This is a genomic window from Pseudomonas sp. NPDC096950 (assembly GCF_044762525.1).
Taxonomy (GTDB): domain Bacteria; phylum Pseudomonadota; class Gammaproteobacteria; order Pseudomonadales; family Pseudomonadaceae; genus Aquipseudomonas.
Genome location: NZ_JBIWEL010000006.1, coordinates 1 through 16,318, shown reverse-complemented (window position 1 = coordinate 16,318; position 16,318 = coordinate 1). Strand labels below are relative to the sequence as shown.

The following is a 16,318-nucleotide window of genomic DNA, read 5'->3' as shown; positions in this document are numbered from 1 at the left end:
TGCTCGGTTTGAGGCTGGCATGTGAGGCTCGCAGTATCGGTGGGGAAAGACCCGTTATAATGAGCCCGATTTTAACCGCAAGCCAAGCGCGCGCCATCGTGATCGCGCGCGCCTTTTTATTGGAGAAACTACATGCCGTCGTTCGACGTGGTATCCGAACTGGACAAACACGAAGTCACCAACGCGGTCGAGAACGCCGTCAAGGAACTCGATCGTCGTTATGACCTGAAAGGCAAGGGCACCTTCGAGTTCAAGGAAAAGGACCTGACCGTCAACCTGACCGCTGAAGCCGACTTCCAGCTTGAAGCGATGATCGAGATCCTCAAGCTGTCCCTGGTCAAGCGCAAGATCGACGTGCAGTGCCTTGAGGTCAAGGACGCCTATGCGTCGGGCAAGCTGATGAAGCAGGAAGCCGTCCTCAAGGAAGGCATCGACAAAGAGCTGGCGAAGAAAATCGTCGCTCACGTCAAGGACGCCAAACTCAAGGTCCAGGCCTCCATCCAGGGCGAGCAAGTACGCATCACCGGCAAGAAGCGCGACGATTTGCAGGAAGCCATCGCGGCCCTGCGCGCCAAGACGTTCGACATGCCGCTGCAGTTCAACAACTTCCGCGACTGACCATTGTGGGAGCGGGCTTGCTCGCGAAAGCGGTGTGTCATTCAGCAATGATTTCGACTGACACGGCCTTTGCGAGCAAGCCCGCTCCCACACTGGATTGTGCTTAACCCCGGCAGTCCTTTATGCCGCTTATTTTTCGCGTGCCGGATGGCCGGGAATCAGGAGAAAGTAGATGGATTTGAATGCTGAAGTAGACAATCTGGTCAAGGCGTCTCAAGCCTGGATCCCGATGATCATGGAATATGGCAGCCGTGTGCTGCTGGCGGTGATAACTCTGGGCATCGGCTGGTGGCTGATCAATAAAGTCACGCAAAAGCTCGGCGGTCTGCTGGCCCTGCGCAATGCCGACTTGGCGCTGCAAGGCTTTATCAGCAGCCTGGCCAACATCATTCTCAAGGTTTTGCTGATTGTCAGCGTGGCTTCGATGATCGGTGTGGAAACCACCTCGTTCGTCGCAGCCATCGGTGCGGCCGGCCTGGCCATTGGTCTGGCGTTGCAGGGCAGCCTGGCGAACTTCGCGGGCGGCGTGCTGATTCTGTTGTTCCGTCCGTTCCGCATTGGTGACTGGATCGAAGCCCAAGGCGTTGCCGGTACGGTGGACAGCATTCAGATTTTCCATACCGTGCTGCGCACTGGCGACAACAAAACCATCATTGTCCCGAATGGTAATCTGTCGAACGGCATCATCACCAACACCAACCGTCAGCCAACCCGCAAAGTCGTGTTCGATGTAGGCGTGGACTACGAAGCGGACTTGCAGAAGGCCCGCGAAGTGTTGTTGGAACTGGCCAAAGATGAACGAATCCTGGCGGAACCTGCGCCACAAGCCGTCATTTCTACCCTGGGCGACAGTTCGATTACTGTTTCCCTGCGAGTGTGGGTGAAGACCGCGGATTACTGGGATGTGATGTTCATGTTCAATGAACAGTCCCGTGATCGTTTGAAAACGGCTGGTATCGATATTCCGTTCCCGCAGCGAGTTATTCGTGTGGTTCAGGAAGCATCGGTGAATTGAGGTGAGTGCGACTCATGCCTGACTTAACAGTCAGGCTTATTGAGTAGCAAGCTAATCAATTAAGCGTAAACCGCAGTCAAATAAAAAAGGCCCATCCGAAGATGGGCCTTTTTGTTTGTTACCGCAAACTAACTGGATGCGATTACAAAACCGACAGCGGGTAGTCAACGATCAGGCGGAACTCTTTAACGTCGCCTTCACCTTCGTCGGCGTTAGCTACGTGCCAAGCTTGACGCAGGCGGAAAGACAGGTCTTTCGCTGGGCCAGATTGAACTACGTACTTGGCTTCGAAGTTGGTTTCGTGGTGCTTGCCGTCTTCGCCGTACAGGCCAGTGTAAGCACTGCCAGCCGGGGTGTGGGTACCGTCGATGTCCCAACCGGTTACGTAACGGGTCATGAAGCTCAGACCAGGAACGCCGTACTCAGCCATTTTCAGATCGTAACGGATCTGGGCAGACTTCTCGCCAGGGGCGTTGAAGTCAGAGTACTGGATGGAGTTGGCGAGGAAGATCGAGTCGCCGCCACGGTTGTTCTTGCCGATACCGATGTAGTCGAACGGGGTATCGCCATTAACCTTCTGGAAGGCCAGGGTGATGGTGTGTGCTTTCAGGAACGAGAGAGCAGTAGCCAGCGAGAACGCGGTGTTGCTGATGTCACCGGCTTTCGCGTCACCGGTGTCGGTGGTGCGATAGATGTTGAAGTCAGTGTTCAGCGAGGTGTCACCACTGATTGGGGTGGTGAGGTTCACGTTCGCGTAGTACTGGTTCCAGATATCTTCCAGCTTGGCGCCATACAACGATGCGCTCAGGTTTTCGGTGATGCCGTATTTGCCACCGAAGTAGTCGATGGTGTCAGCTTCAACGCCTGCGTAGGTTGCAAACACGCCGCCGTCATGGGCGTTTTTGTCTTGGCTGGTACCCGAGTAGAAGTGACCGGCTTCGAGGTCAAGATCTTTGACTTCGCTGCTTTGCAGTTGGAAACCGCTGGCAGTTTGCGGAAGGATACGGGAACCGCCTACAGCGAACACTGGAGCAGTACTTGGCTGCATGTCGCCGACTTTCAGCTCGGTTTTGGAGACGCGGAATTTAATCGCTGCGCCTGCTTTACCCTGGCTGTCATTGACGTCGCGGCCGCCGTTAGCGTTAACGGTGTCGCTACGGCTCATGTTACCCGAGCCGGAAGTGCCATCGCCGCCATCCAGTTTGATGGCCAGGTAGCCGAATGCGTCAACGCCAACACCAACAGTACCCTGGGTGTAACCGGAGCTGAAGTTGCCCCAAATGCCCTGGGTCCAGTCTTTTTGGTCGCGGCCGCCATTCTTGTTGTCACGGTTGAAGTAATAGTTGCGAACCAGCAAGTTCAACTTGGCGTCGTCAACAAAACCCTTGGCTTCAGACTGGTCACTTACGAAAGGTGCGGCCGTAGCCAATTGAGTACTGGCTGCTGCTGCAACTGCCAGTGCGATCATGCTCCACTTCATCACGCGCATCGTGATTTGCTCCTTTGGTTTTAGAAGAGTACTGCCGTCCCACCTGTTTTATTATCTGGGCGGCTCTTTCTTTTTGTGTCGGCGCAAACTTATATCACGCCGACAATGTTGGCGATACTTGCGTATCTATCCTTTCAGCTTCTTTACGACCCTGTCGCAAATGGCTTGGTAGATGTCGCAAATTCACTGCCCCAATGCAAGCGGATTGACAACTTTAGCGTTGTTTTCCAAGCCTTGAGCACTGGTAAAAAGAGTCCCTGGTGAAACGTTTGAATCTCCATCGGGCAACCCTGCCGCTGTTTTTATTTGCCTGAGAGCTTCCACTTCCAGCGGACGCTTTGCAGGCGATATAGGTGTGAATGCAACAAGCGTGCTCAAATCAGAAATCTGTCACTGTTTTTTTCCGAAGGCCCGTTTGCAGCTGTAAAAACCTCATAAAACCGGGGGTTTCAAGCGCGTTTTGTTTGCACTTGACGCCGTCCGTTGCATGGTGTTGCGCCATCATGACAATAGCGCGACCACAAAAAACGTTACCGGTTCACCCCAAAAGTGAGTAATCGGCGGATCCCCGACGCTCTCAGCGTAGACGTGATGTGCGGTTTTGGTGCAAAAAATTTTAATCGCTGTGCTGAATTCATACAGTGCGGCGATCGGTAGCCTGCGAACCGATGAGTGTTCATCGGTCACTTCGGCATTTTTTGTCGCAGCAGCGGTTCTGTAATGGTGCGCTCCGGCGAAAAATGTCTCATGTCGGGGCGCGAGCTCCGCTCAGCAGAATTATTCGCGCGGACGTCGACCAAGGTTGGTCGTGAAGCTCGGTGCATTCGCAGGTATGCTGCGGTCCTGTCGCTTGGCGCGCAGCCTCAATTGAGGGGCGCTAAGCTGAAAAATGATGAAACCGGCGGGAGTGCGCACAGTGTTCGCTTTAGATCCACGACTTCAACAAGACACCTTACCGATCGGAGACTTCCCACTCTGCCGGCTGCTCTTGTCCAACGATTCGAACTACCCCTGGTTCATCCTGGTGCCGCGCCGCGAAGATATCAGCGAGTTGTTTCAGTTGGATGTCGCCGATCAGCAGCAGCTGTGGCAGGAAACCACCGCCCTGGCGGAAATGCTCAAGGACTCGTTCGACGCCGACAAGTTGAATGTCGCGACTCTGGGTAATGTCGTCAGCCAGTTGCATATGCATGTGATTGTGCGCAAACGCGAGGACGCCGCCTGGCCAGCCCCGGTCTGGGGCAAACACCCGGCCACGCCCTACAGTGCCGAGCAGGTCGCGGTGATTCGCGAACGACTGCGCCTGGTCCTGACCGATCACTTCACGTTTCTGGAGGGCTGAGCCATGAGCCTGGAAGAACGCGTCAACGATCTGGAAAGCCAACTGGCGTTCCAGGACGACACCATTCAGTCATTGAACGATATCCTGGTGACGCAACAGCGGGTGGTCGAGCGCCTGCAACTGCAAATGGCCGCGCTGCTGCGGCGCCAGGAAGAAATGGCCGGGCAGTTCGAGTCCTCCGAGGAAGAGGCCCCGCCGCCGCATTATTGAGTGGGCCGGCGAAACGTCGGGCAATAAAAAACCGCGAACAGCCAGGCTGTTCGCGGTTTTTTTATCGCTCGGGATCAGCGACGGGGCAGTGCGGCAATCACATCTTCGGCTTGCAGGCCTTTGTCACGATTCATGACGGAGAACTCCACGCGCTGGCCTTCGACCAGGACGCGGTGACCTTCGCCACGAATGGCCCGGAAGTGCACGAAAATATCATCGCCGGAATCCCGGGAGATAAAGCCGAAGCCTTTGGAGGTGTTGAACCACTTGACGGTGCCGGTATCGCGGTTGCTCATGTCATAGCTAGGCGAGGCGGCGGCCGGTGACGATTTGTAGAAGCTGATGGCCAGGTGCAGAAGGACGGCGACCACGGCAGTCAGCAGGCTGAACAGAACGGAAGGTTGGCCGGCGATAAAAGGCATCTTCGCGATCAGGGTCAGGGTTTGCAGGACAACAGCCAGGACCAGCAGGGCACTGACCAGGTTTTGCAGTTGGTGACGAGGACCTTTGTTCCAGTATGGGATAACCGGAGCGAGGGTCAGGTTGAGCAGGCCGAAAAAGGCCAGGTACAGCGCATCGGGTTGTTGCAGGTAAGGAACAGCTTCGGGTTGCAAGCTAGGGAAGAAGGACAGCAGCAAAGCAGCTGCGCCCATTAGCAGGTGGACGATTTTCAACATTTTGATTGACTCACGTTAAGACGGATCACAAGGAAGAGCTGATTGAGCACGGTCCGCTTCAAAACAATAAGAGGCGGTGGACACGTACCCGCTATCAGCCTATGCGCTGCACCCCGAAAAATAGGGGCGTAGCGACACACTGCCTATTTAACAGCAAAGCCCGCGGCTACTCAAATCAGGCGGTCCGGCGGTGTCCCCGGGGGCGATTTGTCGCAGGTTGGCCGGCCATCCATGGCTGCAGGGTGTGGACAGCCTTGCTACAGTGGTCTTGCACTTGTCGGATGAATTTCATTAGGGGATAAGCATGGCAATCGATATCGGTATCAGTGAAGAGGATCGCAAGTCCATCGTCGACGGGCTGTCGCGGCTGTTGTCGGACACTTATGTGCTGTATTTGAAAACCCATAACTTCCACTGGAACGTCACGGGCCCGATGTTTCGCACCCTGCACTTGATGTTCGAGGAGCAATACAATGAGTTGGCCCTGGCGGTCGATTCGATTGCCGAGCGCATTCGCGCACTGGGCTTTCCAGCACCCGGCGCCTATTCGGTGTATGCCCGTCTTTCTTCTATTAAGGAAGAAGAGGGCGTACCCAGCGCCGAAGACATGATCAAGCAGTTGGTCGATGGGCAGGAAGCGGTGACCCGGACCGCCCGCGGGATCTTCCCGTTGCTGGACAAGGTCAGCGACGAGCCCACGGCGGACCTGCTGACCCAGCGTATGCAGGTTCATGAAAAAACCGCGTGGATGTTGCGCTCGCTGCTCGATCAGTAATCACGCCAGTGTGCGAATGGCGCCGGGGGCGTTGTTCGCACACAGCTTTTTCTCTCAGATAAACGCCCTTTCGGCTGAAGAAAATTTCCCGGGTTTCGTAGGAAATGGTCCGACGTAGGACCGTGTCCATGATCCTCACTTCATTGTTGGCTTATCCTACGTTGATGGTCATAAAGTCATCTGGATATAACTTTGCGCCTGCGTTTTTATAAGGAAACAGGAGATTGCTCTTATGAAAATCAGGTATGACAAAGGAGTGTCAGCGCGATGGTTTATGGAGAAAGTGGCAGCGAATGGAGGCTCGGTGCGCAACCGGCGATAAAGATTGACCCGTTCGTCAGTGAATTCGATATGGGGTTGGCCAAGCCCTTAGCCCGATCGGTACGCCTGAACGGTTTTGCGACGTGCCTGCGGCTTGAGCAGGTGTATTGGGAAATCCTCGGCGAAATGGCCACGCTCAATGGCTGCTCGGTCAGTGCACTGTTGTCCCACGTGGATCGCGAAGTGCATTTGCGTCACGGCGGGGTGAAGAATTTCACCGGTCTGGTGCGCGTCGTGTGTGTCGTGCACAGCTTGAAGTAACGTCGGGCTCACAGGTTTCGGCCTGGAACAGGTGGTATGTCAGTCTGTGCAGTCTTACGGCTGCACAGGCTGCATTTAATGGATATAATCCCGCTCTTTGCCGCAAAACCCAGCGTAAGCGGTAGCAATCTGATCGCCGAGACAACCCCCATGCCGATGTACGACTATCAATGTGCTTCCTGTGGTCATCAGTTGGAAGCCATTCAAAAGATCAGCGCAGCACCGCTGGTCGACTGCCCTGCGTGCCAGGCGCCAGAGCTCAAGAAGATGCTGTCCATGCCGGGTTTCCGCCTCAGCGGCACCGGTTGGTATGAAACCGACTTCAAGACCGGTTCCAAGAAGAATCTGGCCGGCGGCGACAAAGCTGACTAAGGTCTGGAACCTGAGTTGAACGACACGCGCGAGCTCTTGCATCATCTGCAAGGCCTCCAACCGAATTTCGATTACGAGAAGTGAAACCACTACCATGATGCGCAGCCATTATTGCGGCCAACTGAACGAAGCCCTGGAAGGCCAGGAAATTACCCTTTGCGGATGGGTTCACCGTCGCCGTGACCACGGTGGGGTGATTTTCCTCGATATCCGTGATCGTGATGGTCTGGCCCAGGTTGTGTTCGACCCGGACCGCGCTGAAACCTTCGCCGTCGCCGACCGTGTGCGCAGCGAATACGTGGTCAAGGTCACTGGCAAGGTGCGCCTGCGTCCGGCCGGTGCCACCAACGCCAACATGGCGTCGGGCATGATCGAAGTGCTGGGCTACGAGCTTGAAGTGCTGAACGAATCGGAAACCCCGCCGTTCCCGCTCAACGAATTCTCCGACGTCGGCGAAGAAACCCGCCTGCGTTATCGCTTCCTCGACCTGCGTCGCCCGGAAATGCTCGAGAAGCTGCGCCTGCGTTCGCGCATGACCACCAGCATCCGTCGCTTCCTGGACGAGAATGGCTTCCTCGACGTCGAAACGCCGATCCTGACCCGTGCCACACCAGAAGGCGCTCGCGACTACCTGGTGCCGAGCCGTACTCACGCCGGTTCTTTCTTCGCCTTGCCGCAATCGCCACAGCTGTTCAAGCAGCTGCTGATGGTCGCCGGCTTCGACCGTTACTACCAGATCGCCAAGTGCTTCCGCGACGAAGACCTGCGTGCCGACCGTCAGCCTGAGTTCACCCAGATCGACATCGAGACCAGCTTCCTCGATGAAAAAGAGATCATGGCCATCACCGAAAAAATGATCCGCAACCTGTTCAAGGAAGTGCTGGACCTGGAATTCGGCGACTTCCCGCACATGACCTTCGAAGAAGCCATGCGCCGTTACGGTTCCGACAAGCCAGACCTGCGTAACCCGCTGGAACTGGTTGACGTTGCCGACCAACTGAAAGAAGTCGACTTCAAGGTGTTCAGCGGTCCGGCCAACGACCCGAAATGCCGCATTGCCGCTCTGCGCGTTCCAGGCGGGGCGAGCATGCCACGCAAGCAGATTGACGATTACACCAAGTTCGTCGGCATCTACGGTGCCAAGGGCCTGGCGTACATCAAGGTCAACGAGCGCGCCAAAGGCGTCGAAGGCCTGCAATCGCCTATCGTCAAGAACATCCCTGAAGCCAACCTCAATGTGATCCTCGATCGCGTTGGCGCGGTTGACGGCGACATCGTGTTCTTCGGTGCCGACAAAGCTAAGATCGTCAGCGAAGCCCTGGGCGCGCTGCGGATCAAGGTCGGTAACGACCTGGACCTGCTGACCTGCAAGTGGGCACCGATGTGGGTTGTCGACTTCCCGATGTTCGAAGAGAACGAAGACGGCAGCTTCACCGCCTTGCACCACCCGTTCACCGCGCCGAAGTGCACCCCGGAAGAGCTGGAAGCCAACCCGGCCATCGCTCTGTCCCGTGCCTACGACATGGTCCTGAACGGCACCGAGCTGGGTGGCGGTTCGATCCGTATCCACCGCAAGGAAATGCAGCAGACCGTGTTCCGCCTGTTGGGTATCAATGAAGCGGAACAGGAAGAGAAATTCGGCTTCCTGCTCGACGCCCTGAAATACGGCGCGCCGCCCCACGGTGGCCTGGCCTTCGGTCTGGACCGTCTGGTAATGCTGATGACCGGCGCCCAGTCGATCCGTGAAGTCATCGCGTTCCCGAAAACCCAGAGCGCGGCTGATGTCATGACTCAGGCACCGGGTGCTGTAGATGCCAAGGCATTGCGCGAATTGCACATTCGTCTGCGCGAAACGCCAAAGGCTGAGTAAGGCTGACCCTGAAGGCGCATCCTCATGGGATGCGCCTTTTTTACAGGTCGAGATTTTTTTGTTGCTGGCTGGCGCTCAACGCGCGGCGGGCAATGTTTCAAAGAGAATTCGGAGCGAGATATGGCGGGTCATTCCAAGTGGGCGAACATCAAGCACCGCAAAGAACGTCAGGATGCCAAGAAGGGCAAGATTTTCACCAAGTGGATTCGTGAGCTGACCGTTGCGGCCCGTCAGGGCGGCGGCGATCCGGGTTCCAATCCGCGTCTGCGCCTGGCCCTGGACAAGGCCCTCGGCGCGAACATGAGTCGCGACATCATTGATCGCGCAGTGGCCCGCGGTGCCGGTGCGGCCGATACCGACGACATGGTCGAGCTGACCTATGAAGGTTACGGCCCGGGCGGTGTGGCGGTGATGGTCGAGTGCATGACCGACAACCGTAACCGCACCGCAGCCGCGGTTCGCCACGCATTCAGCAAGTGCGGCGGCAACCTGGGCACCGACGGTTCGGTGGCCTATCTGTTCGAGCGCAAGGGCCAGATTTCCTTCGCTCCGGGCGTCGATGAAGACGCGCTGATGGAAGCGGCCATGGAAGCCGACGCGGATGACGTGGTCACCCATGAAGACGGCTCGATTGATGTGTTCACTTCGTTCGCCGGGTTCTACTCGGTGCGTAACGCCTTGGAAGCCGCCGGTTTCAAAGGCGATGACGCGGAAATCGTGATGCTGCCGACCACCAGTGCCGAACTGGACCTGGAAGGTGCAGAGAAGGTGCTCAAGCTGATCGACATGCTGGAAGACCTGGATGACGTGCAGAACGTCTACTCCAACGCGGACATTCCGGAGTCGGTTGCCGCGCAACTGGGTTAAGGGCGACCAGGATTCAATGTGGGAGCGAGCCTGCTCGCGAATGCGGATTTTCAGGCAACATCGTTGCTGAATATGAAACCGCTTTCGCGAGCAGGCTCGCTCCCACATTTTATTTGGTGTATTGGATATCTTGCTTTTACTGAACCCGCAGGCGTTATGACTTTAATCCTTGGTATCGACCCCGGTTCGCGCATCACCGGTTATGGCGTGGTACGCGATACCGGGCGCGGCTGCGTCTACGTGGCCTCGGGCTGTATTCGCACCGGCTCCGGCGAGTTGCACGAACGTCTGCAAATCGTCTATCGCGGCGTGCGGGAAGTCATCCAGACCTACGGCCCGACGACCATGGGCATCGAAAAGGTCTTCATGGCCCGCAATGCCGACTCCGCGCTGAAACTGGGCCAGGCCCGTGGTGCCGCCATCGTTGCCGGCGCCGAAGAAAGCCTGGAAATCGCTGAATACACCGCGACCCAGGTCAAGCAGGCGGTAACCGGTACTGGTGCGGCGAATAAAGAGCAGGTGCAAATGATGGTCATGCATATGCTCAAATTGACCAGCAAGCCGCAAATCGATGCCTCGGATGCCTTGGCCATCGCGATTTGCCACGCTCACACCCGTTCCAGCCTGCTGCCCCATGGCTTGGGCACGGCACGCAGTCGTGGCGGGCGCCTGCGTCTCTGATAGCATCAGCAATCATTTTTACGGGATGAGGGTTTTGCGCCTGGGTTGTCGGCGCAAAACCCTTACTCTGTCAGTCGCTGGCCTCAGGCTGGCCAACGCTCAAGGATTCGAAACGTGATTGGACGCTTGCGCGGCACCCTGGCTGAGAAACAGCCGCCGCACCTGATTCTGGATGTAAACGGCCTGGGGTATGAGCTGGAAGTGCCCATGACCACGCTGTATCGCTTGCCGTCGGTCGGTGAACCGCTGACCTTGCACACCCATTTAGTCGTACGCGAAGACGCGCAGTTACTCTATGGCTTCTACGGCAAGCGTGAGCGAGACTTTTTTCGCGAGTTGATCCGTCTTAATGGTGTGGGGCCGAAATTGGCCCTGGCCTTGATGTCGAGCCTGGAAGTCGATGAGCTGGTGCGCTGCGTGCAGTCCCAGGACACTTCGGCGCTGACCAAGGTGCCGGGTGTGGGCAAGAAGACTGCCGAGCGTCTGTTGGTGGAACTCAAGGACCGCTTCAAGGCTTGGGAAACCGTGCCGGCGATGTTCGCCCTGGTGCCCAACCAGCCGGGTGGTCCGGATGCCCCGGCGCCGGTGGCCACCGCCGAAAATGACGCGGTCAGCGCGCTGATTTCCCTGGGCTACAAGCCGCAGGAAGCCAGCAAGGCGATTTCCGCGATCAAGGAGAAAGGTTTGAGCAGTGAAGACATGATTCGTCGTGCCCTGAAGGGAATGATTTAAGTGATTGAAGCTGATCGTCTGATTGCCGCCACGCCTGGCCCTCGCGACCGCGAGGAAGTCCAGGACCGGGCGATTCGTCCCCTCAGCCTGGCCGAGTACATTGGCCAGCCGACCGTTCGCGAGCAAATGGAGTTGTTCATCCAGGCCGCCCGTGGCCGCAGCGAATCCCTGGACCACACGCTGATCTTCGGTCCGCCGGGCCTGGGTAAAACTACGCTCGCCAATATCATCGCCCAGGAAATGGGCGTGTCGATCAAAAGCACCTCGGGCCCGGTCCTTGAACGTCCGGGTGACCTGGCGGCGCTACTGACCAACCTTGAGCCCCACGACGTGCTGTTCATCGACGAAATCCATCGGCTGTCGCCGATCGTCGAAGAAGTGCTGTACCCGGCCATGGAAGATTTCCAGCTCGACATCATGATCGGCGAAGGGCCGGCCGCGCGTTCGATCAAGCTGGATCTGCCGCCGTTCACCCTGGTCGGCGCGACCACTCGCGCCGGCATGTTGACCAACCCGTTGCGCGACCGCTTCGGGATTGTCCAGCGCCTGGAGTTCTACAGCACCGCCGACCTGGCGACGATTGTCAGCCGTTCGGCGAACATTCTCGGCCTGCCGCTGGACCCGGAGGGTGCTTTCGAAATCGCCCGTCGCGCCCGTGGTACGCCGCGGATCGCCAACCGGTTGCTGCGCCGGGTGCGGGATTTCGCCGAAGTGCGCGCCAAGGGTCACATCACCAAACCGATCGCCGACTTGGCCCTGAACCTGCTGGACGTCGACGAACGTGGCTTCGATCATCAGGACCGGCGTCTGCTGTTGACCATGATCGAGAAATTCGACGGCGGTCCGGTTGGCGTGGACAGTCTCGCGGCGGCTATCAGCGAAGAGCGTCACACCATTGAAGACGTGCTGGAACCGTACCTGATCCAGCAAGGCTATATCATGCGTACCCCGCGGGGGCGGGTCGTGACCCGGCACGCGTATCTGCATTTCGGTTTAAACATTCCGTCACGATTGGGCGAGATGCCCGTGGTAGACGAATTTCTCGATGCAGTGGACGATTAATTAACGTTTGCGGGCTGATCGATTGGGGGTTTGTGTGGTCCTACTGGCTCACATGACGAATCTTTCACTAGAAAGCCGCAGAACAATGAAAAACAGTTGCCTCGCCGGATTGGCAACCTGAGGAGTAAGCACTAGAGTATGCGCGCGCAAAACGGGCTTGAGCCTTTCGCACATCGTTGTCGCGTTTATTACGAGGACACCGATGCGGGCGGCATCGTGTATTACGTTAATTACCTCAAGTTTATGGAACGGGCTCGAACCGAGCGGCTCCGGGAACTGGGCTTTGCCCAATCCCAGCTGGCAGGGGAGGACCTGTTGTTCGTCGTGCATTCCAGCGAAGCGCGTTACCACGCGCCGGCGCGACTGGACGACGAGCTGCTGGTAAGCGCTGAAGTAATCGAATTGAACCGTGTCAGCCTGCGCTTTAAACAGCAGGTCAGGCGGGCTACGGATAATGCGCTGCTCTGTGAAGGGCAGTTTTTGGTGGCCTGTGTGCGCACTAACAGTTTGAAACCCCGGGCCATTCCCGAAGCTCTACGTGCGGCCTTTGCCGACGTGAGCGGCGCGGGTACACACTCAAAGCAGGAGATAAAGCGTGGAAGCTAACGTCGTCGACCATTCCTCCATGTGGAGCCTGGTCAGCAATGCCAGCGTCGTGGTGCAGTTGGTAATGCTGATTCTGGTAGCCGCATCGGTGACCTCATGGATCATGATCTTTCAGCGCAGCAACTTGCTGCGCGCCGGTCGACGTGCCCTGGAGAGCTTTGAAGAGCGCTTCTGGTCGGGTATCGACCTGTCCAAACTCTACCGTCAGGCCGGCAGCAACCCTGACCCGGATTCGGGCGTCGAGCAGATCTTCCGTGCCGGTTTCAAGGAATTCTCCCGTCTGCGCCAGCAGCCAGGCGTTGACCCGGAAGCGGTCATGGAAGGCGTGGCCCGTGCCATGCGCGTCGCCATTTCCCGCGAAGAAGAAAAGCTCGAGCAGAGCCTGCCGTTCCTCGCCACCGTCGGTTCCGTCAGCCCGTACATCGGTCTGTTCGGTACGGTCTGGGGCATCATGAACTCCTTCCGTGGCCTGGCAACTGCCCAGCAAGCGACCCTGGCCACCGTGGCCCCGGGCATCGCCGAAGCACTGGTGGCCACCGCCATCGGCCTGTTCGCAGCGATCCCGGCCGTTATCGCTTACAACCGTTTTGCTGCTCGCAGCGAAACCCTGCTGAGCCGTTACTACACCTTCGCCGACGAATTCCAGGCGATCCTGCACCGCAAAGTGCACACCAGCGAAGAATAAGCAGGTAATTTCCAATGGCTTTAATCGCTCGAGCTCGCAAAAAGCGCAAGCCGGTCGCCGAGATGAACGTAGTGCCTTACATCGACGTGATGCTGGTACTGCTGGTCATCTTCATGGTGACCGCGCCGATGCTCAATCAGGGCGTGAAAGTTGATCTGCCCAAGGTTTCCAGCGAAGCCTTGCCGCAGGACAACAACACCCAGGTCCTGACCATTTCGATCAAGTCTGACAAGACCTACTACTGGAACCTTGGCAGCGAAGTCGACACCGACAAGCAGCAGGACAAGGCCATGACCTTGCCGCAGATGACCAGCGCCGTGACCAAAATCATCAGCGCCGGCAACGAAAACGGCAAGCACACCCAAGTCTTCATTCGTGGCGACAAGACCGTCGACTACGGTTCGGTCATGGGCGCCATGGGCGGGTTGCAGAAGGCCGGAGTCGGTAATGTTGGCTTGATTACCGAGGCGCCCTGATGCAGCAACAACGAGAGCCAACAGCCTCGGAAAGCTACTTCTGGCCTAGTGTCTGGGCGATTGGCTTGCACGTGCTGGTTTTCGGCATGCTGTTCGTCAGTTTCGCCATGACGCCTGAGTTGCCGCCGGCCAAGCCGATTGTCCAGGCGACCCTGTACCAGCTGAAATCGAAAAGTCGGGCGACCACCCAGACCAATCAGAAGATTGCGGGTGAAGCGGTGAAGTCTGCTGCGCGCCAGACCGAAGTCGAACAGATGGAACAGAAGAAGGTCGAGCAGGAAGCGGTAAAGGCTGCGGAACAAAAGAAAGAAGAAGCGGCTCAAAAAGCCGAGGAAGCCAAGAAGGCCGACGAGTCCAAGAAGTCTGAGGAAGCGAAAAAGGCTGATGAAGCCAAGAAGGCCGACGAAGCGAAGAAGACCGCCGAAGCCAAAAAGGCCGAAGAGAAACAATTGGCTGATATAGCCAAGAAGAAATCTGAAGAAGAAGCCAAGAAGGCTGCTGAAGAAGAGGCCAAGAAAGCGGCCGCTGAAGAAGCGAAGAAAAAGATCGTCGAAGACGCGAAGAAGAAAGCCGCGGACGACGCCAAGAAAAAAGCTGAAGCTGAAGAGGCGAAGAAGAAAGTCGCCGACGAAGCGAAGAAGAAAGCTGCTGCCGATGCTGCGAAGAAGAAATCGCAGGATGCGGCACGTAAATCGACCGAAGACAAAAAGGCCCAGGCCTTGGCTGATTTGCTTTCCGACACGCCACAGCGTCAGCAGGCGTTGGCCGATGAGCAGGGTGACGAAGTCGCCGGCAGTTTCGATGACCTGATTCGTGCTCGTGCAGCGGAAGGCTGGGCTCGTCCACCTTCGGCACGCAAAGGCATGACGGTCGTGTTGCAAATCGGCATGTTGCCGGACGGTACGGTGACTTCGGTCAGCGTTGCCAAGTCCAGTGGCGATGGTCCGTTTGACTCGTCCGCTGTGGCCGCGGTCAAGAATATTGGACGTTTGACAGAAATGCAGGGAATGAAGCCGAGCGATTTCGCTCCGTATCGTTCATTCAAGATGACATTCACACCTGAGGATCTAGCCTTGTGAGAAACCTTCTTCGAGGAATGCTTGTCGTTATCTGCTGCCTGGCAGGGATGGCGGTAGCAGATGAAAAAAACATTCTGGTCACCAGCGGCAGTGATCGGGCTACCCCGATCGCGGTAGTGCCGTTCGGTTTCCAGGGCGGCACTGTCCTGCCGGACGACATGGCCGAAATCATTGGTAACGATCTGCGCAACTCGGGCTACTACTCGCCGATTCCAAAGCAGCAAATGATCAGCCAGCCGAGCCAGGCCAGCGAAATCATTTTCCGTGACTGGAAGGCGATCAGCGCCCAGTACATCATGGTCGGCAGCATTGTTCCGGCGGGCGGTCGCCTGCAGGTCCAGTACGCATTGTTCAACGTCGCCACCGAGCAGCAAGTGCTGACCGGCAGCGTGTCGGGCAGCGTCGATCAGCTGCGCGACATGGCGCACTACATCGCGGACCAGTCGTTCGAAAAACTCACCGGTATTAAAGGTGCGTTCTCGACGCGTCTTCTGTACGTGACAGCCGAGCGTTTCTCCGAGAAGAACACGCGCTACACACTGCAACGTTCGGACTATGACGGTGCCCGCGCCGTGACCCTGCTGCAATCGCGCGAGCCAATCCTGTCGCCGCGTTTCGCACCGGATGGCAAGCGCATCGCCTATGTTTCGTTCGAGCAGAAGCGTCCGCGCATCTTCATGCAGAACATCGACACCGGTCGCCGTGAGCAGATCACCAACTTCGAAGGCCTGAATGGCGCGCCAGCCTGGTCTCCGGATGGCAATCGCCTGGCCTTCGTACTGTCGAAAGACGGCAACCCTGACATCTATGTGATGAACCTGGGTTCACGTCAGATCTCCCGCGTCACCAACGGTCCCGGCATCAACACCGAACCGTTCTGGGGCAAGGATGGTTCGACCATCTACTTCACCTCCGACCGTGGCGGCAAGCCACAAATCTACAAAACCAGCGTCGGTGGTGGCGGTGCGGAACGCGTGACTTTCATCGGTAACTACAACGCCAACCCGAAACTTTCGGCCGATGAAAAGACCCTGGTGATGATTCACCGCCAGGATGGCTTCACTAATTTCAAGGTGGCGGCCCAGGATTTGCAGCGCGGAAGCGTAAAAATCCTCACTGATAGCACTCTGGACGAGTCGCCTACTGTTGCGCCCAACGGCACCATGGTAATCTACGCCAC

The 16,318-nt window shown here is 57.3% G+C and carries 19 protein-coding genes; 17 read left to right on the top strand and 2 right to left on the bottom strand.

The window, feature by feature from the left end:
* The first annotated feature begins 132 nt into the window (after nucleotides 1-132).
* Complete coding sequence (locus ACIQY3_RS12510) at nucleotides 133-618, top strand: YajQ family cyclic di-GMP-binding protein (protein ID WP_054045015.1); 486 nt, start codon at nucleotides 133-135, stop codon at nucleotides 616-618.
* A 172-nt stretch (nucleotides 619-790) separates the two neighbouring features.
* Nucleotides 791-1,633: a mechanosensitive ion channel family protein gene (locus ACIQY3_RS12505; protein WP_403019709.1), complete on the top strand. Its 843-nt coding sequence runs from the start codon at nucleotides 791-793 to the stop codon at nucleotides 1,631-1,633.
* 142 nt (nucleotides 1,634-1,775) lie between these two features.
* On the opposite strand, the gene ACIQY3_RS12500 is transcribed toward ACIQY3_RS12505, so the two are convergent.
* A complete protein-coding gene (locus ACIQY3_RS12500) occupies nucleotides 1,776-3,122 on the bottom strand; it encodes an OprD family porin (RefSeq protein ID WP_403019707.1) in 1,347 nt (448 codons plus the stop codon).
* Nucleotides 3,123-4,038: 916 nt separating this feature from the next.
* On the opposite strand from ACIQY3_RS12500, the gene ACIQY3_RS12495 reads away from it, so the two are divergent.
* Both ACIQY3_RS12495 and ACIQY3_RS12490 read left to right on the top strand, forming a co-directional pair.
* Complete coding sequence (locus ACIQY3_RS12495) at nucleotides 4,039-4,464, top strand: HIT domain-containing protein (protein ID WP_403019706.1); 426 nt, start codon at nucleotides 4,039-4,041, stop codon at nucleotides 4,462-4,464.
* 3 nt (nucleotides 4,465-4,467) lie between these two features.
* Entirely contained in the window at nucleotides 4,468-4,674 is a 207-nt protein-coding gene (locus tag ACIQY3_RS12490; RefSeq protein WP_054045009.1) for a SlyX family protein, read from the top strand.
* A 74-nt stretch (nucleotides 4,675-4,748) separates the two neighbouring features.
* Here ACIQY3_RS12490 and ACIQY3_RS12485 read toward each other — a convergent pair whose 3' ends face one another.
* Nucleotides 4,749-5,351 carry a cold-shock protein gene (locus ACIQY3_RS12485; RefSeq protein ID WP_054045007.1) on the bottom strand — a complete coding sequence of 201 codons (603 nt, stop codon included), beginning with the start codon at nucleotides 5,349-5,351 and terminating at the stop codon, nucleotides 4,749-4,751.
* A 304-nt stretch (nucleotides 5,352-5,655) separates the two neighbouring features.
* Between ACIQY3_RS12485 and ACIQY3_RS12480 the strand changes: the two genes are divergently transcribed.
* From ACIQY3_RS12480 to tolB, 13 genes are all read left to right on the top strand, one after another.
* Nucleotides 5,656-6,126: a Dps family protein gene (locus ACIQY3_RS12480; RefSeq protein ID WP_054045005.1), complete on the top strand. Its 471-nt coding sequence runs from the start codon at nucleotides 5,656-5,658 to the stop codon at nucleotides 6,124-6,126.
* A 267-nt stretch (nucleotides 6,127-6,393) separates the two neighbouring features.
* Nucleotides 6,394-6,708 carry a ribbon-helix-helix domain-containing protein gene (locus tag ACIQY3_RS12475; protein WP_403019704.1) on the top strand — a complete coding sequence of 105 codons (315 nt, stop codon included), beginning with the start codon at nucleotides 6,394-6,396 and terminating at the stop codon, nucleotides 6,706-6,708.
* A 150-nt stretch (nucleotides 6,709-6,858) separates the two neighbouring features.
* Complete coding sequence (locus tag ACIQY3_RS12470; RefSeq protein ID WP_010457489.1) at nucleotides 6,859-7,080, top strand: FmdB family zinc ribbon protein; 222 nt, start codon at nucleotides 6,859-6,861, stop codon at nucleotides 7,078-7,080.
* A 94-nt stretch (nucleotides 7,081-7,174) separates the two neighbouring features.
* Nucleotides 7,175-8,950 carry an aspartate--tRNA ligase gene (gene aspS, locus ACIQY3_RS12465; RefSeq protein ID WP_403019702.1) on the top strand — a complete coding sequence of 592 codons (1,776 nt, stop codon included), beginning with the start codon at nucleotides 7,175-7,177 and terminating at the stop codon, nucleotides 8,948-8,950.
* A 120-nt stretch (nucleotides 8,951-9,070) separates the two neighbouring features.
* On the top strand, nucleotides 9,071-9,817 hold the full coding sequence (locus ACIQY3_RS12460; RefSeq protein WP_008072427.1) for a YebC/PmpR family DNA-binding transcriptional regulator: 747 nt from the start codon (nucleotides 9,071-9,073) through the stop codon (nucleotides 9,815-9,817).
* Nucleotides 9,818-9,973: 156 nt separating this feature from the next.
* Nucleotides 9,974-10,498 (top strand): crossover junction endodeoxyribonuclease RuvC, encoded by a 525-nt coding sequence (ruvC, locus tag ACIQY3_RS12455; protein ID WP_054044997.1) that lies wholly within the window; start codon nucleotides 9,974-9,976, stop codon nucleotides 10,496-10,498.
* Nucleotides 10,499-10,612: 114 nt separating this feature from the next.
* Nucleotides 10,613-11,230: a Holliday junction branch migration protein RuvA gene (gene ruvA / locus ACIQY3_RS12450; RefSeq protein WP_090187430.1), complete on the top strand. Its 618-nt coding sequence runs from the start codon at nucleotides 10,613-10,615 to the stop codon at nucleotides 11,228-11,230.
* A complete protein-coding gene (ruvB, locus tag ACIQY3_RS12445) occupies nucleotides 11,231-12,292 on the top strand; it encodes a Holliday junction branch migration DNA helicase RuvB (RefSeq protein ID WP_403019700.1) in 1,062 nt (353 codons plus the stop codon).
* A 138-nt stretch (nucleotides 12,293-12,430) separates the two neighbouring features.
* Nucleotides 12,431-12,898: a tol-pal system-associated acyl-CoA thioesterase gene (ybgC, locus tag ACIQY3_RS12440; protein ID WP_054044992.1), complete on the top strand. Its 468-nt coding sequence runs from the start codon at nucleotides 12,431-12,433 to the stop codon at nucleotides 12,896-12,898.
* Entirely contained in the window at nucleotides 12,888-13,583 is a 696-nt protein-coding gene (gene tolQ, locus ACIQY3_RS12435; RefSeq protein WP_054044990.1) for a protein TolQ, read from the top strand. Before ybgC ends, tolQ begins: the two co-directional genes overlap by 11 nt.
* Before the next feature lie 23 nt (nucleotides 13,584-13,606).
* On the top strand, nucleotides 13,607-14,059 hold the full coding sequence (gene tolR, locus ACIQY3_RS12430) for a protein TolR (RefSeq protein WP_161807657.1): 453 nt from the start codon (nucleotides 13,607-13,609) through the stop codon (nucleotides 14,057-14,059).
* Nucleotides 14,059-15,138, top strand: a complete 1,080-nt coding sequence (tolA, locus tag ACIQY3_RS12425; protein WP_163912563.1) for a cell envelope integrity protein TolA — start codon at nucleotides 14,059-14,061, stop codon at nucleotides 15,136-15,138. The genes tolR and tolA overlap by 1 nt, the downstream gene beginning before the upstream one ends.
* A gap of 47 nt (nucleotides 15,139-15,185) precedes the next feature.
* Nucleotides 15,186-16,318, top strand: a 1,133-nt coding sequence (gene tolB, locus ACIQY3_RS12420) for a Tol-Pal system beta propeller repeat protein TolB (RefSeq protein WP_403019699.1), incomplete at its 3' end; no start/stop codon positions are given.